Here is a 24,125-nt window from a genome sequence, read left to right as displayed (position 1 = left end):
ACCGTCCTCGCAGAAGGAGGTGTTCGCATGTCTCACGTCGCCGGCGCCGGCACGGTCGCGTGCTGCCGTGGCGAGAACCAGCGACACCGCCCCCACTCGGCCAACAGCGCCGCCTCGGCGGTCGCGCCGGGACACAACCGGTAGGTGTACCGCATCGTCTCGCCCACAACTGGAAGCATCCCAGCCCCATCCGACAGTTCCGCCCACACAGAGGAGCCGACACCATGCCGACAACCAACACCACGCCCGAACGCCCATTCCTCCCCATGGCCAAAGCCAGGGGTTTCGCGGGCGGCTTCTGATGAGAGTCGACGACGTCGATCCCGCGGACATGACCGACGAACAACGGGCGCTGTACGAGTACTACACGACCGGGCCGCGGGTGGCGCCGGAGAGCCCGTTCTCGCTAGTCGGTCCGGACGGCCGGCTCCAGGGCCCGCCCGCAGTCTGGATCCTCAGCCCCGGGTTCGGCCACGCGCTGCAACAGATCGGCAGCGCGGTCCGGTTCGGCTCGCGGCTGCCCGCCCGGGCCTGCGAGATCGCGATCCTGCTCGTCGGCCACCACCACCGCAGCGCCTTCGAGCTCTACGCGCACACCCGCGCCGGGAAGGCCGCCGGGCTCTCCGATGCCGACCTGGCGGCACTGGCCGACAACCGCGAGCCGGCCGACATGTCCGACGTGGAGGGATGCGTCTTCCGGACGACCCGGGCGGTCCTCGACCGCGGCACGCTGGACGACGACGAATTCCGCGACGCGGCCGGCCTGCTCGGCGAGCCGGGATTGCTCGAACTGGTCACCATCGTCGGCTACTACAACATGGTGGCCTGGCAGCTCGCCGTCTTCGACGTTCAACCGGCGGCCTCGTGAACCACTCGATCTGGATCCTCGAGTACGGCTACGTCGACCGGTTCCCGGCCAGCAACCTGTTCGCCGGGCAGCCGAACGAAGGGCACCGGCGGATGCCGTACTGCTTCGGGCTGGTGCGCTCGGCCGACCACTGCGTACTGGTGGACACCGGCTTCGCGGACCCGGCGATCTACGACCGGCTCACCGCCAAGTACGGCGACACGCGATGGTCCGCTCCGGTGGACGTGCTCGCCCGGCTGGGCGTCCGCGCCGAGCAGGTCGACACCATCCTGCTGACCCACAACCACTTCGACCACGCCGGCTGCGTCGACGCGTTCCCCTCGGCGCACGTCTACATCCAGCGGCGGGAGATCGAGTGCTACCTCGCCGCGGCCGCCCGGCCCGCCCGGTTCGAGTTCCTCACCCGGTCGTGCCAGGCGGACCTGCCGCAGCGGCTGGCCGCCCGCACCGCCACACTGGTCGACGGGACGGCCACGGTCACCGACGGCATCGAGCTGCGGCCGGCACACGACACCCACACCGCCGGCTCGCAGGTGGTCGCGGTCACCAACGCCGCCGACGGCACGTGGGTGTTCGCCGGCGACAACGTCTACAGCTACCAGAACCTCGAGGGTCTGCGGGGCGACGGCGTGCTCGTCCCGATCGCCATGACCACGGGCAGCGCCGCCGGCTGGCTCGACTTCGCCGACGAACTGCTGGCCGGTGTCGGCGGGGACACCCGGCGGATCCTGCCCTTCCACGAGGCGGCGGTGTGGGACCGGTTCCCGTCCGCGGTGTTCGACGACGGCCTGCACGTCGCGGAGGTGTCGCTGGCCGGCGGACACCCCAGCGCGGTGTCCGCCGGCTAGCGCACCATCCGGCACCCCAGCGCGGTGTCCGCCGCCTAGCGCACCACCCGACACCCCAGCGCGGTGTCCGCCGCCTAGCGCCGCGTCCAGTACCCCTAGCGCGGTGTCCGCAGCCCGAGCCGGGAGATGAGCCGGGTGGCGATGGCGTAGCTGAGGTGGCCGCCCGGCCACTGCGTCACGTTGTGGCCGGCCGGGTCGTGGTAGTAGTTGTGGCAGCCGGAGTTCATCGCCGAGGCGTTGCTGGACATCCGCCGGTCGATCCAGGCGACGAAGCGGCGCGCCACGGCCGGCGACGTGTCGACACTGCGCCGCCGGCTCCGTTCCAGCCGCCGCACGGCCCGGACGACGACCTCGGCCTGCCGTTCGAGCTGGGCGATGATGGACACCCCGCCGTTGGTGTTCGGGCCGTACAGGATGAAGAAGTTGGGAAAGCCGGGCACCGTGATGCCCAGGAAGGCGCTGGCGCGCTCGCGCCAGGCGTCGTGGATGCCGCGACCGTCGCGGCCCTTGACGTCGAGGCTCGCCAGGAAGCGGGTCGGCTGGAAGCCGGTACTGAGGATCAGCACGTCGATGTCCCGGGTCGTCCCGGTCGAGTCGACCACCCCGGTCGGGGTCACCCGGCTCACCGCGTGCGGTACCAGTTCCACGTTGTCGCGGTTGAGCGAGGGATAGAAGGTGGACGAGATGACCGGCCGCTTGCAGCCCCACGGATAGTCCGGCGTCACCGCCGCCCGGGTGGCCGGATCCTGGACGGCGTCGGCGATGAACCGCTCGCACACCTCGCGCATCCGCCGCTGCCGGCGGGAGCCTACGTCGTAGCCCTTGAACCGCCGGTTGCCCTGGTGGAAGATCCAGGCCCGGTGCAGCCGCTGGGCCAGCGGCACGTTGCGGTAGAACCACCGCTCTCGCGGGCTGAACTCCCGCTCGTTCTTCGGCTCGATCCAGCCGGGCTCGCGCTGGAAGACGTGGACCTTCCCGGCGTACGGCGCGATCGACGGGACGATCTGCACGGCGGTCGAACCCGTGCCGACCACCGCGACGGACTTGCCGGTGAGGTCGTGCTCCTCCCAGCGCGAGGTGTGGAAGCACGGGCCGGTGAAGGTGTCGAGTCCCGGCCAGTCGGGATAGCGCGGCACGTTGAGCAGGCCGAGCGCGGAGATGACGACGTCGAACTCCTCGCTGTCGCCGTGCTCGGTGGACAACCTGTAGCAGCTCGTCGACTCCTCCCACACCAGGTCGGTGACCCGGGTGTTCAGCCGCAGGTGCGGGGTGAGGCCGAAGCGCTCCACCACGTGCTCGGCGTACGCGAGCAGCTCCGGCTGGGTCGCGTGGGTACGCGGCCAGTCGTATTTCAGGAAGGAGAACGAGTACGCGTGCGAGTGCACGTCGACCTCGCACCCGGGGTACCGGTTGTCGAACCACGTTCCGCCGACCCCGGCGGACTGCTCGAAGATCACGAACGTGGCCGAGGTGCGCCTGCGGAGCTTGACCGCGGCGGCGATGCCGCCCAGCCCGGCGCCGATGATGGCGACCCGGATCGGTTCCCGCCCGCGCCTCATCGGGTCGCCGGCGCCGGGTAGTCGTCGGCGTTGAACACCCAGCCCTCCATCGCGGAGAAGTCGAAGCGCGGCGGGCAGAACACGTCGATGAGGTGGTTGGTGCCGGGGCCGACGGCCTCGCTGGTGTGCAGGGAGGGCGGCGGGATCACGGTGACCGCCGGGGCCAGCACGGTCTCGTGCTCGTCCGCACGCCAGTTGGCCTTGTTGGTGGTCCACGGCCACCTGATGTGGTGCACGTACTCCCCCGCCAGCACGATCGAGCACTGCTCGAAGTCGTCGTGCTTGTGCGGTGAGAGCTTCGCCGGGTCGCGCGGTCCCTGCTTGGGGTCGATAAAGTTGACCATGAAGGTGGTGCAGCGGTAGAGCCGGAACGGCGGGTTCGCCAGCGGCGGCACGGTCAGGTCGTAGCTGCGGACCCGATAGCCGCCGACCGGCTCGGGCCAGGGCTGGAACGGGGGGATGTTCTCGTGCGGCTCGGCGTAGGACTCCGCGTTGGCGGCGAGCGCGGCGACGTCGGCCGACCGCGTGGTCAGCAGCCGCAGCACCCGGCCCTTTCCGGTGACCGTCACCGTGCTGTCCCCGGGCGGCACGACGAGCATCGTCTGACCGCTCGCCGACACCTCCTCGCCAGGCGCCCGGACGGTCGCGGCGAGTCCGGCGTCGGCCAGCAGCACCACGTACTCGTCCGGCTGTCCGGCCCGGCCGAAGGTGGTCGTGCCGTCCAGTTCGGAGTAGCCGACGACGAAGTTCTGGCCGCGGGCGTACCAGGTCGAGACGTCCCCGGTCTTCTCCACCGGGGTCAGGTCGCGGAACCTGACGTGCTCGGAGCCGGAGAACCGCTCGGGCGCCGTCGCCGTGGCCGTACTCGACGGCAGGGTGGAGCGCAGATCGCTGGAGTCGTACGCCATGGGGGCTCCTTAGGCGGATCGGCTGCGGAGGTCGGCGACGACGGATGCCGCGGCGCTCCTCAGCAGGCTGGTGTCGTTGCTGACCATCACGTACCGGTAACCACGGTCGGCGGCCGCCTGCGCCTGGGCCGCCGTCTGCACCGCGGTGCCGGCCGGCACTCCCCGCTCGTGCGCGGCGGTCAGCAGCCGGTCGACCAGCTTCTGGATCTCGGGGTCCGACTGCGGCAGGCCGGACGACAGTTGCAGGTCACCCATGCCGAGGAAGACCCCGTTGAGCCCAGCGACGTCGAGGATCCCGTCGGCCGCCTCGATCGCGGCGCGCTCCTCCAACTGGACCCCGCGCATGACCTCCTCGTCGCCGAACCGCAGGTACTCCTCCCGGGGGGTGCCGCCCCACCGCCCGGCGCGCGACGTGGTCCCGAGCCCACGGTCGCCGGCGGGTGGGAAGAGCATCTGCCGGACCGCCGACGCGGCCTCCTCGGCGGAGGTCACCCGCGGCACCAGGATGCCGTCCACGCCGACGTCGAGCAGTCGTTGCAGGTGGCTGCCGCTGCGGTCGGGAACGCGGACCAGGACCGACATGCCCGCGCCCTGCGCCACCACCGTCGCCTGGTAGGCGAACTCGAAGGTGAGCGGCGCGTGCTCCTGGTCGATGACGATGAAGTCGAATCCGGCGTCGGCCAGGATCTCCACCGGCTCAAGCGCCGGAATCTTGACCCAGGTGCCGACCAGACACCGGTCGGCTGAAGCCAGCCGGCGAGCGAAACCCAACCGTGCCATGATGCTCCTCACGAGGGGTTTTGGGTTTCGAGATTGTAGCATCGTCATACGATCTGAAACAACGGTGCGGCGCGCCGGAACACCTTTCCACCGGGGGGCTTTCGCTGGGTACGATGTCAAACACAACAGCCGGGAGAGCGCGGACAGGGAGGGCGGCAGTGACACGAGCCAACGCGTTGCGTGTGGAGCGGACCCCAGCTCTCATCCGCGCACAGGTCCTGGAAAACCTGCGCCAGGCGATCCTCGACCGCCGGCTCGCGCCGGGTCAGCGTCTGATCGAGCGTGAGCTGGTGACACTCACCGGCGTCTCCCGCACCAGCGTCCGCGAGGCGTTGCGCGAACTGGCCGCCGAGGGACTCGTCACCGCGATCCCCAACAAGGGCACCGTGGTGACCAGCGTCAGCGCCGAGGAGGCCCGCCAGCTCTACCAGGTGCGCTCGGCGCTGGAAGCCCTGGCCGGCCGGCTCTTCGTCGAGCACGCCAGCACCGCCCAGCGCAAGGCGCTGGTCCGCGCGCTGGAGAAGGTCGACCGACTGGCGGCGAAGGGCGCACCGATCCTGGCCGCGAAGGATGCCTTCTACGACGTGCTGTTCGAGGGCGGCGGCAACCTCGCGCTGCGGTCGGTGGTCGGCAGCCTGCACGCCCGGGTGAGCGTGCTGCGGTCGCTGTCCCTGTCGGTTCCCGGTCGGCTGGAGCACAGCGTCAAGGAACTGCACGCGATCGTCGACGCCGTCCTGGCCGATGACGCCGACGCCGCCGCGGCAGCCTGCGCCCGGCACGTCGAGGAGGCCGGCCGCGCCGGACTGATCGCCCTCGCCGAGCAGGACGGGGCGTAACCGCCACCTGCGCACCATCGACTTCGTCCGCTTCCATCTGTTCCGCAAAATTGTATGATGGTCGTACGCTGTGCCTCCCCATCGACCTCAGACAGGAGCGGTCCATGAGTGATGACGAGAGCCGGCTCGAGCGCGGCGACAGGGTTCGGCGCGAGGTGCTCGGCGACGCCCACGTGGACCGGTCGATGAAGCAGGCCACCGACTTCAACCAGGTCGTGCAGGAGTACGTGACGGCGAGTTGCTGGGGCGACGTCTGGTCCCGGCCCGGGCTCGACCGGCGCACCCGCAGTCTGCTCAACCTGGCGATGCTGACCGCGCTGAACCGCCCGCACGAGTTCTCGGTGCACGTCCGTGGCGCGCTCCGCAACGGCTGCACCGAGACGGAGATCCAGGAGGTGCTGTTGCAGACCGCCGCGTACTGCGGCGCACCGGCCGCCCTCGAGTCGTTCCGGCACGCCGCGCGGGTGATCGAGGAGGTGCGGCAGGAGTCGGCCGCGATCGACGGCGAGCCGGTCGGGGTCACCGCCGCGTGACCCGGCGCACCGGCGCCCGGGTCGTCGCGGAGATGCTCGACGGCTACGGCGTGACACACGTCTTCCTGGTTCCCGCGATCCTCCGCCGCACCCTGGCCGAGCTGGAGCGGCACCACCCGCACATCGCCCGGGTGGTGACACACGGCGAGAAGGCCGCCGCCTACATGGCCGACGGATACGCCCGGGTGTCGGGCCGCCCGGGTGTCGCCGCGGCGCAGGTGGTCGGGGCGTTGAACCTCGCCGCCGGGCTGCGCGAGCCGTTCCTGGCCGGATCCCCGGTGGTCGCCCTGACCGGCGGGCGGTCCCCGGCCACCAAGTTCCGGCAGGTCTACCAGGAGATCGACGACCTGCCCGCGTTCGAGCCGGTGACCAAGTTCAACGCAACGATCGACGATCCGGACCGGTTCCCCGACATGCTCCGGCACGCGTTCCGGGTGGCCACCAGCGGCGCGCCCGGCCCGGTCCACCTGCAGATCCAGGGCAACGAAGGGCAGCTCGACACGGCGCAGACCGACGCCGAACCGATCGTGGAGCCGGGCTTCGCCCGGGTACCACCGGTACGCCCCGGGCCCGACGACGAAAGCGTGGCGGCGGTGCTGCGGCTGCTCGCCGCGGCGGAACGGCCGGTCGTGGTCGCCGGCGGCGGGGTGCGGTCCTCCCGCGCCGGCGCCGAACTGGTGGCTCTGGCCGAGACGTTGGGCATCCCGGTGGCCACCTCGGCGAACGGCAAGGACACCATTCCGGGCACGCATCCGCTCTCGGCCGGCGTGGTGGGAACGTACTCGCGGGAGTGCGCGAACCGGGTGGTCGCCCGCGCCGACCTGGTCTGCTTCATCGGCACCGGAACCGGCAGCATGACCACGCACTTCTGGGCCGTGCCCCCGATCGGCACCCCGGCGGTGCAGATCGACCTCGACCCGACGCACCTCGGCCGCAACTACCCGCTGCGTGCCTCCATCGCCGCCGACGCGAGAGCTGCCCTCACCCGGATGCTGGCCCTGGCCGCCCAGCACGCGCAGCCGGACCGCACCGCCTGGCTGGCCGAAGTGGAGAGGCTCAGGGCGGACTGGCGTACCCGCTACCGTGAGGTGCTGACCAGCGACGCGGTGCCGATCCGACCGGAACGCATCTGCGCCGAACTGACCGCCGGGCTGCCGAGCGACGCCGTCCTGGTGGTCGACACCGGGCACGCCGGGATGTGGATGGCCCAGTTCCACGACACCACCTCGGCGGAGCAGAGCTACCTGCGCAGCGCCGGCCACCTGGGCTGGGCGTTCAGCGCGGGCGTGGGCGCCAAGTGCGCCGCGCCCGACCGGCCGGTGGTCGTCTTCACCGGCGACGCGGGCCTGTATTACCACCTCGGCGAGATCGAGACCGCCGTCCGCCGGAAGGTCAACCTCGTCACCGTGGTGAACAACAACCATGGCGGCAACCAGAGCCGGCGCGGCTTCGACCGGGCCTACGGCGGGCAAGCCACCGAACGGTCCCGCGAGCTGTGGACGTACCACGAGGTGGACTTCGCCCGGATCGCCGAGGAGATGGGCGCGCTGGGCATCCGGGTGGACCGGCCGGGCGACCTGGCCACGGCGCTCGACCGGGCGCTCTCCGCCGAGCGCCCGGTGGTGGTCGACGTGCACACCGACATCGACGTGGTCGCCCCGCTGCCGGTCGGCTGATCAGGAGTCGCCGTAGAGCGAGCGGTCGTACCCGGCGAAGTCCCAGGCGCCGGCGCCACCCGACGGCCGGACCGTGCTCACGATGCTCGCGCCACCGTCGACCGATACCACCTCGCCGGTCATGTAGGCGGCGTCGTCGCTGAGCAGGAACGCCACCACGCCGGCGATCTCGTCGCCGGTGCCGGCCCGCCGCAGCGGCGTGCTGCTCGCCCGCCGTGACATGTCGTCCCGGCCGCCGGCCACGTCCGGTGTGGCGGCGAACAGGTCGGTGGGGACGATGCCCGGCGCGACCGCGTTCACCCGGACCCCCAGCGGGCCGCCGTACATGGCGGCGCCCCGCAGGATCCCGAGCACGGCGTGCTTGGAGGTCTGGTAAGCCAGCAGATCCGCGCTGCCCCGCAGGCTGCCGATGGAGCCGGTGAGCACGATGTTCCCGCCCCCGCCCTGGGCGGCGAACCTGCGGAAGGCCGCCTGGACGCCCAGGAAGACGCCCCGGACGTTCACCGCCATGACGCGGTCGAACTCGGCCACGGTCAACTCGGGCAGTGTGGCGAACGAACCGGGGATGCCGGCGTTGAGGTGATGCAGGTCGATCCGGCCGAACCGGTCGACGGCGGCCTGCACGTACGCCGCCACGCCGCCCTCGGTCGACACGTCGGCGCCCACCCAGGTCCCCTCGGTGCGGAGCGATTCGGCGACCTTGCGCGCGCCGGCCTCGTCGGTGTCCACCGCGACGACGCGCGCGCCCTCGTCGGCGAGTCGCCGGGCGGTGGCCGCACCGATACCGCCGGCCGCGCCGGTCACCACCGCCACCTTACCGGCAAGTCCGCGCATGTCGATCCCCTGATCCGCTAGCCATGGATTGTCAGGCAGTCATACAATCATGCCACACCGGGCGACCGTGAACCATCCTCCGGATTTAACTTCCGGGAAGTACGCCGGAAATCTCTCCCGCCCCTTGACATGCGTTGGGATGGATCACCTAGATTCCTCGGTACCGGATAGCCGGATGGACGCCCCGCAATGCGGGACGAGCCCAGAACCAGAGGAGGCACGCATGGAGATCGCCAGCGGAGACCTCCAGGTGGTCGCCCGAGTCGTCCAACTGCTCCGGCTGCTCGCGGCCAACGACACCATCGACCTGGTCTCGGCCGCCGAGGAGTTGGGCGTCGGCAAATCCACCGCGCATCGATACCTGGCGTCGATGGAGAACCACGGCCTCCTGCAACGCCGCGACCGCAACCGGTACGAGTTCGGTGTCCTCCTCGCCGAACTGGGCACGATGGCCCTGTCCCGGCTCGGGGTCCTCGACCTGGCCGGCCCGGTGATGGAGGACATCAGCATGCGCCTCCGGCACACGGTCGTGCTCAGCGTCTGGAACGGCACCTGTCCCGTGGTGGCGAAGGTGCGGGAGGACAGCAGCCGTACGGCACACGTCTCGATCGCGGTCGGCAGTCAACTCGGGCCGAACGCGGCCCAGTCAGTGGTCTTCTGGGCGTTCCGGGACCAGTCGTACTACCGGTTCCGTCCCGGAACACCACCTGTGAACGTGACCGAAGCGGAGTTGGCGGAGGTTCGGCGGACCGGAATCGCGATCCGCAAGAGCCCTCGCGACGGCGTCAGCGCCGTGGCGACTCCGGTCCGAGGTCCGGGCGGCCAGGTCGTGGCGACGCTGGCCGTTGTCGACATTGCGCAGTTCGTACCCGAGGAAACCGACAGTCCGGTGGCGCGCGCCCTACTGGCGGGCGCCGTGACGATCAGCCGGCGGATGGCGAACCCGCTCGACGGCGGGGCCGGCTGACACCGGAGCGCTTCGGCGACAGCCGGAGCGGGCAGGCGGGACGGGGCCGACGGGGAGTCGACGTCCCAGATTCACCGGGCGCGGGAACGAGGCGACGGTTCCCGATCGAGAAAAGGCGATAGAGATGAAGACATTCCGCTTCCTCACCGTGATAACAGTTGGTGCCCTGCTGATCTCCGCCTGCGGCGTGGGCGGTGGTGAGTCCGGTGCCGCGGCCGGAAAGACCCTGACCTGGGCCAGCACCGGCGGCCAGTTCCAGGAGGACGAGAAGAAGGCCCTTCAGGAGCCGTTCACCGCCAAGACGGGCACCACGTTCACCAACGTCAGCCCGGCCGAGCAGGCCCAGGTACGCACGATGGTGACGTCCGGCAAGACCATCTGGGACCTGGCCAACATGAGCTGGATCTACGCCGGGGCCTACTGCGGCGAGCTGTTCGAGAAGCTGGACGACCCCGCCCTCGACCGCAGCAAGTTCCCGGCGGGGACGACCGGCGACTGCTTCGTCCCGACCTACCGGTACGCCAACATCTTCAGCTACAACGCCGACATGTACCCGGGCGAGAAGCCGACCCGGATCGAGGACTTCTTCGACCTGAAGCGCTTCCCCGGCAAGCGGGTCGTCTACGACTACCCGAAGGCCGGCCTGCTCGAAGCCGCCCTGGTCGCCGACGGAGTACCGCCGGAGCAGGTCTACCCGATCGACGTCGACCGGGCATTCAAGAAGATCGACACGATCAAGAGTTCGCTGGTCTTCGCCCCCAGCTACGGCGCGATCCAGCAGATGATGGTGGACAAGCAGGCCAGCATGGTCCTCACGGTGACCGCCCGGACGATCGTCTCGGCGCAGAGCGGCGCCAACCTCGTCGCGGTCTGGGACTTCAACACCACCGACATCGGCGCCCTGGTCATCCCGAAGGGCACCCCGAACAAGCAGCTCGCCCAGCAGATGCTCGCCTTCGTCACCGAACCCGAGCAGGGCATCGCGTACGCCAAGCTGACCGGCACGGCGCCGGCCCGACCCGACGTCGACCTCAACTCGGTCGGGTACACCGAGCAGCAGAAGCAGTTCAACGCCTTCCTGCCCGACCGCGGCACCACCGTCGAGCAGGACAAGCAGTGGTGGATCGAGAACACCGACGCGCTGGTCAAGCGGTGGACGAGCTGGAAGGTCGGCTGAGCATGGCCGCTCCGACAGCCACGGCCGAGGCGCCCACCAGGCGCCTCGGCCCGGCCCGGCTCGACCGGGCGCACGCCACCGGGTGGCTGCTGCTATTGCCGTCGCTGGCCGCCCTGCTGCTGCTGTTCGTGCTGCCCCTGGTGAACCTCGTCGTGGACAGCTTCACCGAGCCGACCACCGGGCTGGGCAACTACGCCTCGCTGTTCACCGACGGCTACACCATCCGGGTACTGGGCAGGACCCTGCTCGTCGCCCTGGTGGTCTCCGTCGTCGGGGTGCTGCTGGCCTACCCGTACGCGTACGCGATGACCCTGGTCGGGCCCACCATGCGGGCCGTACTGGTGACCATCGTGCTGGTCCCGTTCTGGACGAGCATGCTGGCCCGCAACTTCGCCTGGCTGGTCCTGATGCAGGACGGGGGCGCGATCCAGCAGATCCTCCGGCCGTTCGGGCTGGGCGACGTCACCCTGCTCGGCACCACGCTGGCCGTCGGCATCTCGATGACCCAGGTGCTGCTGCCGTTCCTCGTGCTGCCGATGTACAGCGCGATGGAGCAGATCGACGGGCGGCTGGTGGCGGCCGGGCAGAGCCTCGGCGCGCCCCGGACCCGCGCCTTCCGCCGGGTCTACCTACCGCTCTCCACGCCGGGCGTCGTCGCCGGCATGTCCCTGGTCTTCGTACTGGCCCTGGGCTTCTACGTCACTCCGGCCCTGCTCGGCTCCACCCGGAGCGCGATGATCGCCCAAGTGATCAACGTGCGTACCAAGGAACTGCTCGACTTCGGCGGCGCCGGCGCGATGGGCATGTTCCTGCTCGCCGTCGTGCTCGTGGTGCTCGGCCTCAGCCGCCGCCTGGCCGGGCAGAACGTCGCGTCGGTCGCGGCCGGCGGCCAGGCGGCGGTCACCCGGGCCGGCGGGGAGCGCTCGTCCGAGGTGCGTCCCTGGCTCCGGGTGCACACGACGATCGTCGCGATCATCCTGGTCGCGCCCACGTTCGTGGTGATCCCGATGAGCTTCTCGTCGGCCGAGACCTTCCGGTTCCCGCCGGACGGCTGGTCACTGCGCTGGTACCAGGAACTGTTCACCTCGCCCGAGTGGACGGCGGCGATCCTCAACACCCTCCAGGTGGGTGTCTACACCGCGCTGATCGCGACCGTGCTCGGTACCACGGCCGCCTTCGGCCTGGCCCGGCTGCCCCGGCGCTGGCGTGGCGCGCTCAACGGACTCCTGCTCTCGCCGATGATCGTCCCGCACATCCTCGTCGCCCTGGTGGTCTTCTCCGCCTTCCTGCGGCTCGGCCTGAACGGCACGCTCATCGGGATCATCCTGGCGCACACCGCCATGGCCCTGCCGTTCGTGGTGATCGCGGTCTCCGCACGGCTGCAGGGAATGGACAGCCGGCTCAGCGGCGTGGCGGCGAGCCTCGGCGCCAGCCCGGTCTCGACGTTCCGCAGGGTCACCCTTCCGCTGGTCATGCCGGGCATCCTGTCCGGCGCCGTGCTGGCCTTCGTCACGTCGCTCGACGAGGTGGTGATCGCCCTGTTCCTCCAGGCGCCCGGAGCGATCACGCTGCCGGTGCAGATGTTCAACAGCGTCACCGTCCAGATCGACCCGACGATCTCCGCCGCGTCGAGCCTGATGGTCGTCCTGGTCAGTGTCCCCATCCTGCTCGCTCAGATCGTCGGCGCGCGACGCGGAAAGAGAGGTACCCGGTGAGATCTCCGTTGGACCAGCACACGTCGGGACCGCCGATCCCACCGGCGCCGGCGGCGGCGATCAGCGCCAGCGGCGGCCGGGTCGAGCTGGTGGACCTCGGCAAGCGGTACGGGGCCGGCGACCGGCCCGCGGTGGACCAGATCAACCTCGACATCGAGCCGGGCGAGTTCATCACCCTGCTCGGGCCCAGCGGCTCCGGGAAGACCACCACGCTCAACATGATCGTCGGCTTCACCGAACCGACCTCGGGGCGCATCCAGCTCAACGGCCGGGACATCACCCGGATGCCGCCGCACAAACGCAATTTCGGCATGGTCTTCCAGAACTACGCGCTCTTCCCCCACCTGACGGTGGCCCAGAACGTCGCCTTCCCGTTGCGCGAGCGCAAGGTGCCCGCCGCCGAGACGGCACGACTGGTCGGCGAGGCGCTGGAGCTGGTCGACCTGGGCGGCATGGACAACCGCCGGCCGCACGAGCTCTCCGGCGGGCAGCAGCAACGGGTCGCGCTGGCCCGCGCCGTGGTCTTCTCCCCCAGCGTGCTGCTGCTCGACGAGCCGCTCAGCGCGCTCGACCGCAAGCTCCGGCAGTCGCTCCAGCGCGAGATCAAGCGGCTGCACGACGAGTTGGGGCTCACCTTCGTCTTCGTCACCCACGACCAGGACGAGGCGATGACGCTGTCGGACCGTATCGCGATCTTCGACCACGGCCGGATCGTCGCGCTCGGCACGCCTGCCGAGCTCTACCACCGGCCGGCGACCCAGTTCGTCGCCCGGTTCCTCGGCGAGTCGACCGTCTTCGCCGGCCGCTACCGGGCGGCGGACGTGTACGAGTGGCACGACCGCAAGTGGACGGTCGACGAGCAGGCACCCGGCAGCGAGCAGCGGGCCCTTGTCGTACGGCCGGAGCGCATGCGGCTCGCCCTCGACGAGGAGTCGGTACCGCCCGGCAGCAACGCCGCGCCGGCAACCGTCACCGACGTCTCCTTCTACGGCACGTACTACCGGATCGAGCTGGCCTTCGGCGACGACTCGGTCGGCTGTGCGGTGCTACCCGTCGGCACGCCGGCGGCAGTTGATCCGGGTGCCCGGGTCGTCGCCCACTGGCGGCCCGAGGACCAGGTCCTGGTGTCCGAGTGAACCTTCTCCACCTGAACCACCCGGCGAGTGCGCCCCGACTTCCCCCTGCGGCCACCGCGGACCGCAGGGAGAAATCGCAGAGGTTCAGTGAAGTTCGACCGTGAGGAAGCCGAGATGACCGAAGTCGATTACCCGTTCGACCCCGACGCCGACGTTGACCGGAAGGTGCCGGACGAGGAGGCCGACAGCCTCCTCGTCGGAGCGGTCGACCTGCACCAGCACCCCGGCCCGAGCCCGTTCCCCCGGCGGATGAGCATCCTCGACGCGGCCCGCGACGCCGCGGGTGCGGGGTTCCGGGCGATCGTGGCCAAGTCTCACCACCACAGCATGGTCACCGACATCCTGGCGCTGCGAACGGCAGGTCTGGCGGAGCTGTCGACCGAGGTGTACGGCGGGATCGCGCTCAACCGGACGGTCGGCGGCCTCAACCCGTACGCGGTCGAGCTCGCGCTGCGGATGGGCGGCCGGATGGTGTGGTTCCCCACGCTCTCGTCCGCCGCGCACGTGCGGCACCACGAGGACCACGACACCGGTTTCCCCACGCCGGAGGTGGACCTCCGGCCCAACGAGATCATCTCCATCCTCGACGAGCGCGGCGCGGTGCTACCGGAGGTCCGGGACATCCTGTCGGTGATCGCGGCCGAGGACGCCGTGCTGACCTGCGGCCACCTGGGCGTAGCGGAGTCGCAGTGCCTGATCGACGCCGCCCTGGAGGCAGGCGTCCGGCGGATCGTGGTCAACCATCCCTGCTTCGTCGTCGGTGCCCCGGTGGAACAGGCGGTGGCCTGGGCCCGGCAGGGCGTGCACATCGAACACTGCATCGTCATGTACTTCGGCCGCCCCGAACGCCGGCGGGACCTGGACGAACTCCTGACCTTCATCAAGGAGGTCGGTGTCGGGCAGACCGTGCTCTCCTCGGACTCCGGTCAGAAGAACAACCCGCTGCCGGTGACGCTCTACCGCCGGGCCGTCCGTGGCCTGCTCGACGCCGGCATCTCCGAGCCGGACATCAGGCAACTGGTCGGCACGAACGCGGGGCAGTTGCTGCTGGGCTGAACGCCACCGGCATCGTCGTGAACGCCGCAGCGGCCCGGGGGTCGCTGCGGCGTCCGGGCGATCGAGGTCGCGGCGCGGCACCCACGGCTGTCGCGCAGCGACGTCGTGCTCGGGCGATCGTGGCCCCGCCTCCCGGCACCGGCGCCGGAGCACCGACCGCATGACCGGTGCCCGGACGGTTCCGCCGACCGGAGCCCGGACCGGTTCCGCCGGCCCGGCGCCCGGATCCGGACGCCGACCGTCAGCCCTCGGCCGCCCCGAGATTCTCCATCTCCTCCAGCAGGATCGGGGCGGCCGCGGTCACGCCGTGGATGCCGAGCACCGACGCGATCTCCATGACCTCCAGGATCTCCTGCGGGGTGGCGCCGTAGCCGATCGCGTTCTCGATGTGCAGCTTGAGCCCCTTGACGTACAGGTGCGTGGCGGCGGTGTCGAACGCGATGTAGACGAACTCCTTCACCTTCGGCTCCAGCGTGCCGGAGCGCCAGGGCACCGACGAGAAGTCCGTGTAGGCGGCGAACATCTCCGGATCGAGCTCCAGCATCTCGTCCCAGAAGGCGTGCCAGTAGCCCCGCGTCCTGGTGAACTCGGCCTTGATCTGCTCCTGGTGTTCGGTCAGCGGGGCCGGCCCGGTACGCAGGCCCTTCTCCCGGAGTACCTCGGCCAGGATCGGCACGCCGATGTTCATCGCGTGGATGCCCAGCGTCGCGGAGAGTTCGAGAACCTCCATGATCTCCTGTGGAGTGGCGCCCAGCTTGAGGGCGGCCCTGATGTGCTGGCGTACTCCCGGCAGGTACATGTGGGTGGCGTTCGCGTCGATCGCGATGTAGATGAACTCCTTGACCTTGTCGTCGAGGTGGTTCTTGCGCCACGGCACGGCCGAGAAGTCCAGATAGGCCTTGAGGAACTCGGGATCGAGCCGGAGTACCCCCTCCCAGGTGTCGCTCCACGCCCCACGCACGCGGATGAACTCCTGCTTGATCTCTTCCTGCCGGGCGGTCAGGGTCATCGTGATGCGTCCTTTCGCAGCCAGTTGACGATTTCGGTGTGGTCGGCGGTGGCCTCGAGAGCCTCGGCGGCCCGCGCCCACAGTTCGGCGGTCGCGTGCCCGAGTGGATCGGGCGCGCCCACCTGATCGGCAAGTGCGGTGGCGATGCGAACGTCCTTGAGCATCAGGCGCAGCCCGAAGCCCGAGTCGTAGGTCCCGGGCAGGATGAAGTTGGGCCACTTGTTCTCGGTCGACCCGCTCCGGCCGCTGGATCCGTTGAAGATCGACAGCATCGTTTCCGGGTCCAGGCCGAACCGCTCGCCGGCGAGGATCGCCTCGCAGGTGACCAGCAGGTGGGTGGCGGAGAGCAGATTGTTCAGCGCCTTGACCGCGTGGCCGCTGCCGACCGCGCCGACCCGGGTGGCCGTGCCGAGCTGGGTCAGGATCGGCGCGACCCGGTCGAGGTCGGCCGGTTCGCCACCGGTCATGACGGTCAGCTCGCCGGTCCGGGCCCGGGACACGCCGCCGGAGACGGGCGCGTCCACCAGCGTGACGCCCCGCTGCGCCAGCTCGGCGGCGAGTGCCCGGGTACGCATCGGCTCCGAGGAGCTCATGTCGATGACGGTCGCGCCGTGCTCCACCGCGAACCCAGCGTCCCGGACCGTGGCCTCCACGATGTCGGAGTTGGGCAGCATCAACACGATCACGGACGCGCCGCGGACCGCGCCGGTCAGCTCCGGGGCGACCGTCCCGCCGGTGCCGGCGAACGCCTGCCGGGCCGGCTCGGCCAGGTCGAAGCCCTGTACCCGGTAGCCGGCCCGGACCAGCCGGGCCGCCATCGGCCCACCCATGTTGCCGAGCCCGATGAACCCGACCGTCTCGGTCGGCTCGGCCGTGGGCTCGGCCCCGAGGCCTTCCCGGCGCGCCACCGACCCGGTTCCGGAGCGTTGCGTGGCAGTGACGTCGTCGTCGGTGGACATCTCACTCTCCGCCGGTGGGCGCCGTGTAGTCGGCCTCGGCGACCTCTTCGGCCCACCGGGTGACGCCGAGCGAGATCGCGGTGTGGACCAGGTACGAGTCGGGCGCCGCCCCGTGCCAGTGCCGCTCCCCGGCCGGCACCCACACGCTGGTGCCGGCCTCGATCACCTGCGGTCTCCCGCCGTCGGCGCAGATCAGCCCCCGCCCGGCCACCACCTGGAGGATCTGGCCGTTCTCGTGGCTGTGCCAGTACGTCCGGGCAGCCGGGGCGAAGAACACCGTCACGATGGTGTTCCCGTCGGTCGGCGGCAGGACCTGGTCGAACCACGCCTCACCGGTCACCGTCGCGGTGCGCTGCTCCGACCGGACGCGTTCGGCACGTCCGTGGATGATTCTCATGCGGCAGGCTCCTCCTTCGTGTGCAGCCGGACACCGCCGGAGAGGTCCCCGATGGCGTCGACCACGGTGTTGCTGATCTCGTCGGCGTACCCGAGCGCGCGGGCCAGGCCGAAGCTGGCCAGCGGGCCGGCCGAGTTGGGGCTCACCACACCCAGCCGCGCGACGAGTTCGACATAGAGGTTCACGTCCTTGAGCATCAGCGTGTTGGTGAGCCCGCCCCGCAGGTAGTCACCGTGGATGATCTTCGGGAAGCGGTTCAGGGTGGCGAAGTTGACGCCGGAGCTCGCGTTGAGCACGGCGAGCACCGTCTCCAGGTCTAGACCGGCCTTCTTGCCGGCGACCATCACCTCGGCGGTGGCCGACAGGGCGACGGCGTTGAGGAAGTTGTTCAGCAGCTTCACCGTGTGCCCGGCCCCACTCGGCCCGCAGTGGAAGATGTTCGCGGAGAACAGCTCCAGGACCGGGCGGGCCCGGTCGAGCACGCCCGGTTCGCCGCCCACCATCAGGGTCAGCGTCCCCTTCTCGGCCGCCGCCGCACCACCGGAGATCCCGGCATCCAGATAGGCCGCTCCCCGCTCGGCGAGCAGCCGGTGGATCCGGGTGGTCGAATCCGGCGCGGCGGTGGAGAGGTCGACCACGATCTGGCCCGGGCGCGCGTGCGCCAGCACACCGTCGTCACCCAGGACCACCGCCTCGACGGCACGGCTGTCCGGCAGCGACAACAGCAGGATGTCGCTGCCGTCGGTCACCTCGCCGACCGATCCCGCGGCCTTCGCCCCGGCGGCGGCGATGTTGTCGGGGCGCAGGTCGTAGCCGAGTACCTCCCGGTCGGCCCGCACGATGCAGGCGGACATCCGGCCACCCATGTTGCCGAGTCCCGCGAAGCCGATCCTCATCACTGATCTCCGTCCATCGCTCGATCCTGCTGCTGGGGCTGCGGCACCGGCGCCACGGCCCGACCCGCCGTCGGCGATGGACGCCGCGGCGACCGCGCCGGGAAGCGCGTCAGCACTCCTCCCCGATCGTGGCCGCCAGCCCGGCCAACGCCCCGGGCACCGGGGTGAACCGGGCGAGCGTGTCCGGGTCGTGGCCGGAGACCAGGTGCCGCACCTCGCCGCTGTCGAGCATCCCGCGGATGCGCTCGAACCCGGCGTACATGTCGACCAGGCACGCCACCTGGGTGAACGGCATGGCCCGCTCGTACTCCTCGTAGTAGTGCACCGCGTCGGAGGCCAGCAGCACGGTGCCGTCGGAGGTGTTCACCGTGACGACGCTCTGCCCCGGGGTGTGCCCGCCGATCCGGATCACCCGTACGCCCGGAGCCAGCTCGACGTCATCGTCGAAGGTCCGGACCCGGCCCTCCCGCTCGGCCCGCCGCAGGTAGGCCAGCTCCACGTCCTCCACGGAGTGGTGCAGCAGGGTGCGGTCCGCGTACGGGCCGGTCCAGAAGGCGTACTCGGCGGCGGCGACGGTCAGCGGCGAGGCGGGAAAGAGGTCCAGGTTGCCGATGTGGTCGTAGTGCGCGTGGGTGACCACGACCGGCGGCCCGGCGGCCCGGTCCACCCCGAGCGCGTCGAACGCGGCGCCCGGGTCGAGCAGTGTGCTGCGGTTGCGGCGGGCACCGCCGGCCGCCGAGAAGCCGGTGTCCACCACGATCGTGCGGTGGGCGTTGCGGACGAGCCAGAAGAAGTAGTCCATCCCGATCGGGCCGTCCGGCTCGCCGTACAGATGGTGGTTGAGGTAGACGTCGCTGCGTACGGTCTGCCGGGTGCCGTACTTGACGACGGTCACCTGGTACCGGTCGGTGGCCGCCATCAGCCGGGAAACGCGACGACCTCGCCGGCGCACCCCGGCGAGGTAGCTCCGGAAGCCTCGATCCCACTGTCTGACATGCCTGCTCCTCGCAACGGGGACACCGAAGTCGACGGAAGACCGCCGGTCCGACTATATGATTGTCATACAAAAACTGCAACGACTCCGGGGCCGTCGTAGCAGGCCAAGGACGGGGGTCTGAGACCCGGTCGCGGAAGCTCGGCAATGCCCGGTAGATTTTCCGCCGCCCTTGCGGATGTATGACTGTCATACGATATTTGACCTACACGCCGGCCTCCGGCACGATGCTTCGCTGCTCCACCGGTTCGGCCCGCCGGCAAGGGGCCGACAACATCATCAGGGCACCAGCCGAAGGAGACGACACCATGGATCTGACCGCCGTCGTGACCGGCGCAGCTCGGGGCATCGGTCGCAGTGTCGTGACGCGGCTGCGGGCCGCGGGCTACCGGATCGTCGCGGTCGACGTGTCACCCGCGGTGACCGACCTGGCCGAGGACGGCGGGGTGGTGCCGATGGTCGCCGACGTGACCCTGGACGCGACACCGGATGCCGCGATCGGCCGGGCAACGGCCGAGTTCGGCCGGCTAGATCTCCTGGTCAACAACGCCGCACGGTTTCTGCGCCGGCCCATCCGGGACACCAGCGACGACGACTTCGACGCGCTGTTCGCGGTCAACGTACGGCCGGCGTTCAGGTTCACCCGCGCCGCCCTGCCGCTGCTGACCGAGACTCGCGGCTGCATCGTCAACACCGCCTCGATCTCGGGGCTCATCGGCGTGGCCAACCAGAGCGTCTACGCGATGACCAAGGGCGCGATCGTCCAGCTGACCCGGCAACTCGCGATCGAGTACGCCGCACGTGGCGTACGGGTCAACGCCGTCGCACCGGGCGCGGTCGACACCGAGTTCATGGCCGAGGCGCGGGCCGCCGACACCGATCCCGCGGCGAGCCTGGCCGTCACCCTGAGCAACCATCCGATCGGGCGCATGTCGACGCCCGACGAGGTGGCCCGGGCGATCGTCTTCCTCGCCTCGCCGGAATCGGCCGGGATCACCGGCACCATCCTGAGCGTGGACGGCGGCTACCTCGCCCGCTGAACGGCGGGTGACCGCTGCGGCAGGCGCCTCCGCCCCGACAGGTCGGTGTCGGAAGAACTCGCGAAGGCGAGGACCGGACCGCGTACCGCGCCCGGACGGCCGGCGCGACAGCCGCGACGTGCGGACCTGCGGCGCTGCCGCGGATCGCGGTGCCGTCCGGGATCGATACCCTGGTGCCGTGACCGGTGCTCGCGTGCCGGCGACCACGCCGCCGCGCTCTCGCACGCCGACGCCGGCCTGGCCCTGTGGGGCGGCGCCGGGCCCGGCCCGGCCGACGACGCCGACAGCCCGGTCAGCGCGCTACGAGCGGAGCGCCGAGCCACCTACCGCACGCTGGTGCGGGCCCGCGCGCTCGCCCTGGCCCGTCTCGACCGGGCGGCCGAGGCGGTGGACCGGCTGGCCGAACTGGCCGGCGATCGACCGCGCGACGAGGAGGTGCTGATCGAGCTGCTGCGGTGCGAGGCGGCGACGGCCGGCCCGGCCACGGCGCTGGCCCGCTACGACGCCTACCGGCGGGCGCTGCGCGACGAGCTCGGCACCGATCCGGGCGCCGCGCTGCAGGCCGAGCACCGGCGGCTGCTCCAGGGCGTGGTACCCACGGTCCAGCGCGGCATCGTGCACGAGCCCAACCCGCTGCTCGGCCGGGACGACGACGTCGCCGCGGTGGAGGCGCTGCTGCGTACCTCCCGGGTGACCTCGATCGTCGGGCCGGGCGGGCTGGGCAAGACTCGGCTCGCCAACGTCGTCGCCCGCCGCGCCGAGGTGCTGACGGTCACCGTCGTACCGCTCGCCGGCATCGTCGCCGACGACGACGTGGTCCGCGAGGTGGCGGCCGCCGTCCGTCGCCGCCCCTCGGCCCGGCCCAGATGGTGCAGGTCGGCCATGAGCAGCAGGTTCTCCTCGCCGGTGAGGAAGTTGTCCAGCGCGGAGAACTGGCCGGTGACACCGATCGCCGCCCGCACCCGGTCCGGATCACGAACCACGTCGTGACCGCGGACGCGGACCTCACCCCGCGTCGGCACGGATGAGGGTCGACAAGATCTGGACCATCGTGGTCTTGCCGGCCCCGTTGGGTCCGAGCAACGAGAAGATGCTGCCCTCGCGGACGTGCAGGTCGATGCCGTCGAGCACCACCTGGCTGCCGTACGACCTGCGCAGGCCGGTCACCGCGATGGCCGGCTCGGTCGGGATGTTCGTCATGCACACGACGGTGCCGCCGCACCGGATCGCCGCGGTTTCACCGTGGTTTTACCGCCCCGAGCCGGCCTGAACCACCCTGAACCGTCATGGACCCGGATCGACAGCCCCCGCCATCCACCGAACCCACCGCATCGAGACCCGCGCTCCTGCCATCGGCTCGGAACACCGGTCGTGCGCGGCGTCGACGGCGGCCGTGTCAGCAGTTCGATCCGGGACCGCCGGGCCGGCCCACCGCGTCGGCCTTGCCCCAGCGACCGCAGATGCCGAACAGGGAGATCTGCCCCAGCCGGGGTGGCACGGTGGCACGGACGACCAGGTGGTCGGCGTGCGGGTGCAGGCCGAGGACGGTGCGGAGCAGCAGCAGGATCGCTCCGGCCGACCAGCCCTGCGGACTGGTGGCGGAGGGATAGCGCACGGGGAAGGCGGTGAGGTTACGGTGGTAGCCGGCGAACGCCTCCGGCAGCCGGCCGTCGAAGTAGCGCGCGACCTCGAACATCGCCTGTGCCACCGCCGCCGCCTCGGACGCGAACCCGTAGCGGCGCATTCCGTCGGCGATGATCGAGTTGTCGTACGGCCAGACGGCACCGACGTGGTAGCCGACCGGGTTGTAGGCCGCCTGCCCCTCGGCGAGGGTCCGTACGCCCCAGCCGGTGAAGAGGCCGGGGCCGAGCAGGTGCTCGACCAGCGCCCCGGCCCGCTCGGGTTCGACGATTCCGCTCCAGAGCAGGTGTCCCAGGTTCGACGCGAGCGCGTCGACCAGGCTGCCGTCCGGCTCGCGGGCCAACGCGTAGTAGCCGCGGTCCGGCAGCCAGAAGTCCTGGTTGAACCGGTGCCGAAGCTCGGCCGCCTGGTGTTCCAGCCGATCGGCGTAGGCCGGGTCGGCCCAGAAGGTACGGGCCAGCCGGGCGCCGCACAGCTTCGCGTTGTAGACGTAGCCCTGCACCTCGCAGGTGGCGCGCGGGAATCCGGGCAGCCGGCCGTCGGCATAGCAGATCGCCCCCTCGGATTCCTTCCAGCACTGGTTGGGCTGCTCCCCGCGCACCCGTGGCCGCTGATACCAGAGGTACCCGTCGCCGGCCAGGTCTCCCCACTCGTCGATCCAGCGCAGCGCGGCGCGGGCCTCCTTCTCCAACTGGTGCACCAGGTTCGCGTCGCCGGTCCAGCGTTCGTACTCGTCGAGGAGCACGACGAACAGCGGGGTCGCGTCGACCGAGCCGTAGTACCGCGCGTACGGACGCTCCTCGAAGGCGGCCGACTCGTTGAGCCGCAGCAGGTGCAGGATCTTGCCCGGCTGCTCCTCCCGGAAGTCGTCGAGCTTCGTCGCCTGGAAGGCGGCGAGCACCTGCAGGGTGGTCGCGGCCAGTTCCGGCAGGTACGGCAGTGCCTGGATGCTGGTGAAGATGCTCTGCCGGCCGATCACGGTGTTGAGCCACGGCAGGCCCGCGGACGGGATCTTGCCCCCGCTGTCCAGGCCCGGATTCCGCAGCGCGGCCAGGTCCACCAGGCTCCGCTGGTAGGCCCGGGCCAGCGGCGCGAAGTCGCACTCCAACTGGGGCGCCCGGGCGATCCACCGATCCAGTTCCTCCCGCATCCCCTCCTTCATCTCACGGATCAGGTTCACCCCGCCGCCGGAGACGTCCTCCCCGCCCGGGGCTCGGATGTCGGTCACCACGTGCAGTCGGGTGGACCAGCTCCCGTGCGGGCCGATCCGGACCCGGAAGGTCAGCCCGTCCTGGTCGATCCCGGCCGGCTCGCTGCTGCGGATCACTGTGGCCCGGTGGAACTTCTCGCGCTCGTACCGCAGCCGCAGTTCCCCTTCCGCGATCTGGTGTGAGCAGCGTCCCTTCCTTCCCTGTGTGGCATCTACCGGCCCGCCGGGCTCGTCGATGTGGGAGATGTCGGCGAAGTCGCTCGCCACCTCCAGCCGGATCGTCAGCTCGGCCGGCCGCATGCTGTGGTTGAGGACCGATATCTCCTCGTCGAGCCCGGCCGCGATCGTCCGGTGCCGGATCACCGAGAGTGTGGCGCTGACATAGTGTGTGGGTTCACCCGGGACCAGGAAGAACCGCGCCTCGAAATACTGCAGGTCGTCGATGGAGAGCGGGCTCAACCGCTCACCGTCGACGGTCAGGACCCACTTGGAGAGAAAGCGGGTGTCGAGGAAGTACAGTCCGGCCGGGTCGCCCAGGACCGGGTCGATGTCGCCGTTCCGGCCGCTGACCATGTAGGTCAGTCCCTCCAGGACGGTGACTGCCTCAGCGTCCACGGTCCCCGCCGTCTCCGCGGTCGACCCGGTCCGGACCGTGCGAGCCGGGCGGCCCCGGCAGGAGCCGCTGGAAGTAGATCAGGACGACCGGTGCCCCCCGGTAGGTGAGTTCGTTGCGCAGGGTCGCCGCTGTCGCGTCCGCCCCGGCGACGATGCGGTCGAAGACCTCGCCGTCCGCCGAGATCACGCAGTCGGCCGCGCGCTCACCCTCCTCGCTGATCGTGACGTCCCGTTCGTCCAGGACGAGATACCAGTGATCGGTTCGGCCGGCACGGCGCAGGTCGAGACGGACGGTCGCCGAGAAGCCACTGGGCAGCAGGTCCGCCCGTTGCCGCGCCGGTCCGGCGAAGTACTCCACGGTCGGGTCTGCCATCTCCGCCTCACCTCCCGGCACGGTCCACCGAGGTGAGCGTGACCCGTCGGGGTGTGCTGCCGCATCACCCCGGGAGGATGAGAGGTCCCGCCGACCGC

The 24,125-nt window shown here is 70.7% G+C and carries 25 protein-coding genes; 12 read left to right on the top strand and 13 right to left on the bottom strand.

What is annotated here, in order from left to right:
- Nucleotides 1–32: 32 nt before the first annotated feature.
- The gene (locus ACQEVC_RS26035) at nucleotides 33–179 is read right to left on the bottom strand and encodes a hypothetical protein (RefSeq protein WP_432882263.1); all 147 of its coding nucleotides are present in this window, start codon (nucleotides 177–179) and stop codon (nucleotides 33–35) included.
- Nucleotides 180–331: 152 nt separating this feature from the next.
- Between ACQEVC_RS26035 and ACQEVC_RS26030 the strand changes: the two genes are divergently transcribed.
- Entirely contained in the window at nucleotides 332–868 is a 537-nt protein-coding gene (locus ACQEVC_RS26030) for a carboxymuconolactone decarboxylase family protein (protein WP_432882261.1), read from the top strand.
- A complete protein-coding gene (locus ACQEVC_RS26025; protein ID WP_432882259.1) occupies nucleotides 865–1,716 on the top strand; it encodes an N-acyl homoserine lactonase family protein in 852 nt (283 codons plus the stop codon). The genes ACQEVC_RS26030 and ACQEVC_RS26025 overlap by 4 nt, the downstream gene beginning before the upstream one ends.
- Nucleotides 1,717–1,811: 95 nt before the next feature.
- Here the strand turns inward: ACQEVC_RS26025 and ACQEVC_RS26020 are convergent, their stop codons facing one another.
- Genes ACQEVC_RS26020 through ACQEVC_RS26010 form a run of 3 tightly spaced genes read right to left on the bottom strand, consistent with a single transcriptional unit; the run spans nucleotide 1,812 to nucleotide 4,963 of the window.
- Entirely contained in the window at nucleotides 1,812–3,275 is a 1,464-nt protein-coding gene (locus ACQEVC_RS26020) for a flavin-containing monooxygenase (protein WP_432882256.1), read from the bottom strand.
- Nucleotides 3,272–4,183: a hypothetical protein gene (locus tag ACQEVC_RS26015; protein ID WP_432882254.1), complete on the bottom strand. Its 912-nt coding sequence runs from the start codon at nucleotides 4,181–4,183 to the stop codon at nucleotides 3,272–3,274. Before ACQEVC_RS26015 ends, ACQEVC_RS26020 begins: the two co-directional genes overlap by 4 nt.
- A gap of 9 nt (nucleotides 4,184–4,192) precedes the next feature.
- Nucleotides 4,193–4,963: an HpcH/HpaI aldolase family protein gene (locus ACQEVC_RS26010; protein WP_432882251.1), complete on the bottom strand. Its 771-nt coding sequence runs from the start codon at nucleotides 4,961–4,963 to the stop codon at nucleotides 4,193–4,195.
- A gap of 158 nt (nucleotides 4,964–5,121) precedes the next feature.
- On the opposite strand from ACQEVC_RS26010, the gene ACQEVC_RS26005 reads away from it, so the two are divergent.
- The 3 genes from ACQEVC_RS26005 (at nucleotide 5,122) to ACQEVC_RS25995 (ending at nucleotide 8,008) form a co-directional block, all read left to right on the top strand.
- A complete protein-coding gene (locus ACQEVC_RS26005) occupies nucleotides 5,122–5,799 on the top strand; it encodes a GntR family transcriptional regulator (RefSeq protein WP_432882249.1) in 678 nt (225 codons plus the stop codon).
- Between the two features lie 104 nt (nucleotides 5,800–5,903).
- Nucleotides 5,904–6,332 (top strand): carboxymuconolactone decarboxylase family protein, encoded by a 429-nt coding sequence (locus tag ACQEVC_RS26000; RefSeq protein ID WP_432882246.1) that lies wholly within the window; start codon nucleotides 5,904–5,906, stop codon nucleotides 6,330–6,332.
- A complete protein-coding gene (locus tag ACQEVC_RS25995; protein ID WP_432882244.1) occupies nucleotides 6,329–8,008 on the top strand; it encodes a thiamine pyrophosphate-binding protein in 1,680 nt (559 codons plus the stop codon). The genes ACQEVC_RS26000 and ACQEVC_RS25995 overlap by 4 nt, the downstream gene beginning before the upstream one ends.
- On the opposite strand, the gene ACQEVC_RS25990 is transcribed toward ACQEVC_RS25995, so the two are convergent.
- Entirely contained in the window at nucleotides 8,009–8,842 is an 834-nt protein-coding gene (locus ACQEVC_RS25990; protein ID WP_432882241.1) for an SDR family NAD(P)-dependent oxidoreductase, read from the bottom strand.
- A gap of 223 nt (nucleotides 8,843–9,065) precedes the next feature.
- On the opposite strand from ACQEVC_RS25990, the gene ACQEVC_RS25985 reads away from it, so the two are divergent.
- From ACQEVC_RS25985 to ACQEVC_RS25965, 5 genes are all read left to right on the top strand, one after another.
- Nucleotides 9,066–9,809 carry an IclR family transcriptional regulator gene (locus ACQEVC_RS25985; RefSeq protein ID WP_432882239.1) on the top strand — a complete coding sequence of 248 codons (744 nt, stop codon included), beginning with the start codon at nucleotides 9,066–9,068 and terminating at the stop codon, nucleotides 9,807–9,809.
- Between the two features lie 124 nt (nucleotides 9,810–9,933).
- Nucleotides 9,934–10,986, top strand: a complete 1,053-nt coding sequence (locus ACQEVC_RS25980; RefSeq protein ID WP_432882236.1) for an extracellular solute-binding protein — start codon at nucleotides 9,934–9,936, stop codon at nucleotides 10,984–10,986.
- A 2-nt stretch (nucleotides 10,987–10,988) separates the two neighbouring features.
- Nucleotides 10,989–12,701 (top strand): ABC transporter permease subunit, encoded by a 1,713-nt coding sequence (locus ACQEVC_RS25975; protein ID WP_432882233.1) that lies wholly within the window; start codon nucleotides 10,989–10,991, stop codon nucleotides 12,699–12,701.
- On the top strand, nucleotides 12,698–13,837 hold the full coding sequence (locus ACQEVC_RS25970) for an ABC transporter ATP-binding protein (protein ID WP_432882230.1): 1,140 nt from the start codon (nucleotides 12,698–12,700) through the stop codon (nucleotides 13,835–13,837). Before ACQEVC_RS25975 ends, ACQEVC_RS25970 begins: the two co-directional genes overlap by 4 nt.
- 114 nt (nucleotides 13,838–13,951) lie before the next feature.
- On the top strand, nucleotides 13,952–14,893 hold the full coding sequence (locus ACQEVC_RS25965) for a DUF6282 family protein (RefSeq protein ID WP_432882228.1): 942 nt from the start codon (nucleotides 13,952–13,954) through the stop codon (nucleotides 14,891–14,893).
- Nucleotides 14,894–15,134: 241 nt separating this feature from the next.
- Here the strand turns inward: ACQEVC_RS25965 and ACQEVC_RS25960 are convergent, their stop codons facing one another.
- The 5 genes from ACQEVC_RS25960 to ACQEVC_RS25940 form a co-directional block, all read right to left on the bottom strand.
- A complete protein-coding gene (locus ACQEVC_RS25960; RefSeq protein ID WP_318395511.1) occupies nucleotides 15,135–15,902 on the bottom strand; it encodes a carboxymuconolactone decarboxylase family protein in 768 nt (255 codons plus the stop codon).
- On the bottom strand, nucleotides 15,899–16,861 hold the full coding sequence (locus tag ACQEVC_RS25955; protein WP_432882225.1) for an NAD(P)-dependent oxidoreductase: 963 nt from the start codon (nucleotides 16,859–16,861) through the stop codon (nucleotides 15,899–15,901). The genes ACQEVC_RS25960 and ACQEVC_RS25955 overlap by 4 nt, the downstream gene beginning before the upstream one ends.
- 1 nt (nucleotide 16,862) lies before the next feature.
- Nucleotides 16,863–17,258, bottom strand: a complete 396-nt coding sequence (locus ACQEVC_RS25950; protein ID WP_432882223.1) for a cupin domain-containing protein — start codon at nucleotides 17,256–17,258, stop codon at nucleotides 16,863–16,865.
- Nucleotides 17,255–18,154 (bottom strand): NAD(P)-dependent oxidoreductase, encoded by a 900-nt coding sequence (locus tag ACQEVC_RS25945; RefSeq protein ID WP_432882222.1) that lies wholly within the window; start codon nucleotides 18,152–18,154, stop codon nucleotides 17,255–17,257. The genes ACQEVC_RS25950 and ACQEVC_RS25945 overlap by 4 nt, the downstream gene beginning before the upstream one ends.
- Before the next feature lie 109 nt (nucleotides 18,155–18,263).
- The gene (locus tag ACQEVC_RS25940; RefSeq protein WP_432882220.1) at nucleotides 18,264–19,073 is read right to left on the bottom strand and encodes an N-acyl homoserine lactonase family protein; all 810 of its coding nucleotides are present in this window, start codon (nucleotides 19,071–19,073) and stop codon (nucleotides 18,264–18,266) included.
- Between the two features lie 383 nt (nucleotides 19,074–19,456).
- Between ACQEVC_RS25940 and ACQEVC_RS25935 the strand changes: the two genes are divergently transcribed.
- Both ACQEVC_RS25935 and ACQEVC_RS25930 read left to right on the top strand, forming a co-directional pair.
- On the top strand, nucleotides 19,457–20,188 hold the full coding sequence (locus tag ACQEVC_RS25935; protein ID WP_432882218.1) for an SDR family NAD(P)-dependent oxidoreductase: 732 nt from the start codon (nucleotides 19,457–19,459) through the stop codon (nucleotides 20,186–20,188).
- Nucleotides 20,189–20,233: 45 nt separating this feature from the next.
- Entirely contained in the window at nucleotides 20,234–21,178 is a 945-nt protein-coding gene (locus tag ACQEVC_RS25930) for a BTAD domain-containing putative transcriptional regulator (protein ID WP_432882215.1), read from the top strand.
- A gap of 15 nt (nucleotides 21,179–21,193) precedes the next feature.
- Here ACQEVC_RS25930 and ACQEVC_RS25925 read toward each other — a convergent pair whose 3' ends face one another.
- The 3 genes from ACQEVC_RS25925 to ACQEVC_RS25915 all read right to left on the bottom strand — a co-directional run bounded on the left by ACQEVC_RS25925 (nucleotide 21,194) and on the right by ACQEVC_RS25915 (nucleotide 24,027).
- A complete protein-coding gene (locus tag ACQEVC_RS25925; protein WP_432882213.1) occupies nucleotides 21,194–21,388 on the bottom strand; it encodes an ATP-binding cassette domain-containing protein in 195 nt (64 codons plus the stop codon).
- A 196-nt stretch (nucleotides 21,389–21,584) separates the two neighbouring features.
- Nucleotides 21,585–23,654, bottom strand: a complete 2,070-nt coding sequence (locus ACQEVC_RS25920; protein WP_432882211.1) for an amylo-alpha-1,6-glucosidase — start codon at nucleotides 23,652–23,654, stop codon at nucleotides 21,585–21,587.
- Nucleotides 23,644–24,027 carry an SCP2 sterol-binding domain-containing protein gene (locus tag ACQEVC_RS25915; RefSeq protein ID WP_432882208.1) on the bottom strand — a complete coding sequence of 128 codons (384 nt, stop codon included), beginning with the start codon at nucleotides 24,025–24,027 and terminating at the stop codon, nucleotides 23,644–23,646. Before ACQEVC_RS25915 ends, ACQEVC_RS25920 begins: the two co-directional genes overlap by 11 nt.
- Nucleotides 24,028–24,125 lie beyond the last annotated feature (98 nt).

The sequence above is a fragment of the Plantactinospora sp. CA-294935 genome (genome assembly GCF_050936445.1).
Taxonomy (GTDB): Bacteria; Actinomycetota; Actinomycetes; order Mycobacteriales; family Micromonosporaceae; genus Plantactinospora.
Note: the sequence above shows the minus strand (reverse complement) of the source record. Positions and strands in the feature narration are given on the sequence as shown.

Excerpts from the sequence above, each read along its gene's own strand:
- ACQEVC_RS26015 (WP_432882254.1), bottom strand. The coding sequence starts at position 4,183 with ATGGCGTACGACTCCAGCGATCTGCGCTCCACCCTGCCGTCGAGTACG.
- ACQEVC_RS26010 (WP_432882251.1), bottom strand. The coding sequence starts at position 4,963 with ATGGCACGGTTGGGTTTCGCTCGCCGGCTGGCTTCAGCCGACCGGTGT.
- ACQEVC_RS25965 (WP_432882228.1), top strand. The coding sequence starts at position 13,952 with ATGACCGAAGTCGATTACCCGTTCGACCCCGACGCCGACGTTGACCGG.
- ACQEVC_RS26035 (WP_432882263.1), bottom strand. The coding sequence starts at position 179 with ATGCTTCCAGTTGTGGGCGAGACGATGCGGTACACCTACCGGTTGTGT.
- ACQEVC_RS26000 (WP_432882246.1), top strand. The coding sequence starts at position 5,904 with ATGAGTGATGACGAGAGCCGGCTCGAGCGCGGCGACAGGGTTCGGCGC.
- ACQEVC_RS25975 (WP_432882233.1), top strand. The coding sequence starts at position 10,989 with ATGGCCGCTCCGACAGCCACGGCCGAGGCGCCCACCAGGCGCCTCGGC.
- ACQEVC_RS25940 (WP_432882220.1), bottom strand. The coding sequence starts at position 19,073 with ATGGCGGCCACCGACCGGTACCAGGTGACCGTCGTCAAGTACGGCACC.
- ACQEVC_RS25925 (WP_432882213.1), bottom strand. The coding sequence starts at position 21,388 with ATGACGAACATCCCGACCGAGCCGGCCATCGCGGTGACCGGCCTGCGC.
- ACQEVC_RS25945 (WP_432882222.1), bottom strand. The coding sequence starts at position 18,154 with ATGAGGATCGGCTTCGCGGGACTCGGCAACATGGGTGGCCGGATGTCC.
- ACQEVC_RS25960 (WP_318395511.1), bottom strand. The coding sequence starts at position 15,902 with ATGACCCTGACCGCCCGGCAGGAAGAGATCAAGCAGGAGTTCATCCGC.
- ACQEVC_RS26030 (WP_432882261.1), top strand. The coding sequence starts at position 332 with ATGACCGACGAACAACGGGCGCTGTACGAGTACTACACGACCGGGCCG.
- ACQEVC_RS26020 (WP_432882256.1), bottom strand. The coding sequence starts at position 3,275 with ATGAGGCGCGGGCGGGAACCGATCCGGGTCGCCATCATCGGCGCCGGG.
- ACQEVC_RS25935 (WP_432882218.1), top strand. The coding sequence starts at position 19,457 with ATGGATCTGACCGCCGTCGTGACCGGCGCAGCTCGGGGCATCGGTCGC.
- ACQEVC_RS25990 (WP_432882241.1), bottom strand. The coding sequence starts at position 8,842 with ATGCGCGGACTTGCCGGTAAGGTGGCGGTGGTGACCGGCGCGGCCGGC.
- ACQEVC_RS25980 (WP_432882236.1), top strand. The coding sequence starts at position 9,934 with ATGAAGACATTCCGCTTCCTCACCGTGATAACAGTTGGTGCCCTGCTG.
- ACQEVC_RS25985 (WP_432882239.1), top strand. The coding sequence starts at position 9,066 with ATGGAGATCGCCAGCGGAGACCTCCAGGTGGTCGCCCGAGTCGTCCAA.
- ACQEVC_RS25955 (WP_432882225.1), bottom strand. The coding sequence starts at position 16,861 with ATGTCCACCGACGACGACGTCACTGCCACGCAACGCTCCGGAACCGGG.
- ACQEVC_RS25915 (WP_432882208.1), bottom strand. The coding sequence starts at position 24,027 with ATGGCAGACCCGACCGTGGAGTACTTCGCCGGACCGGCGCGGCAACGG.
- ACQEVC_RS25950 (WP_432882223.1), bottom strand. The coding sequence starts at position 17,258 with ATGAGAATCATCCACGGACGTGCCGAACGCGTCCGGTCGGAGCAGCGC.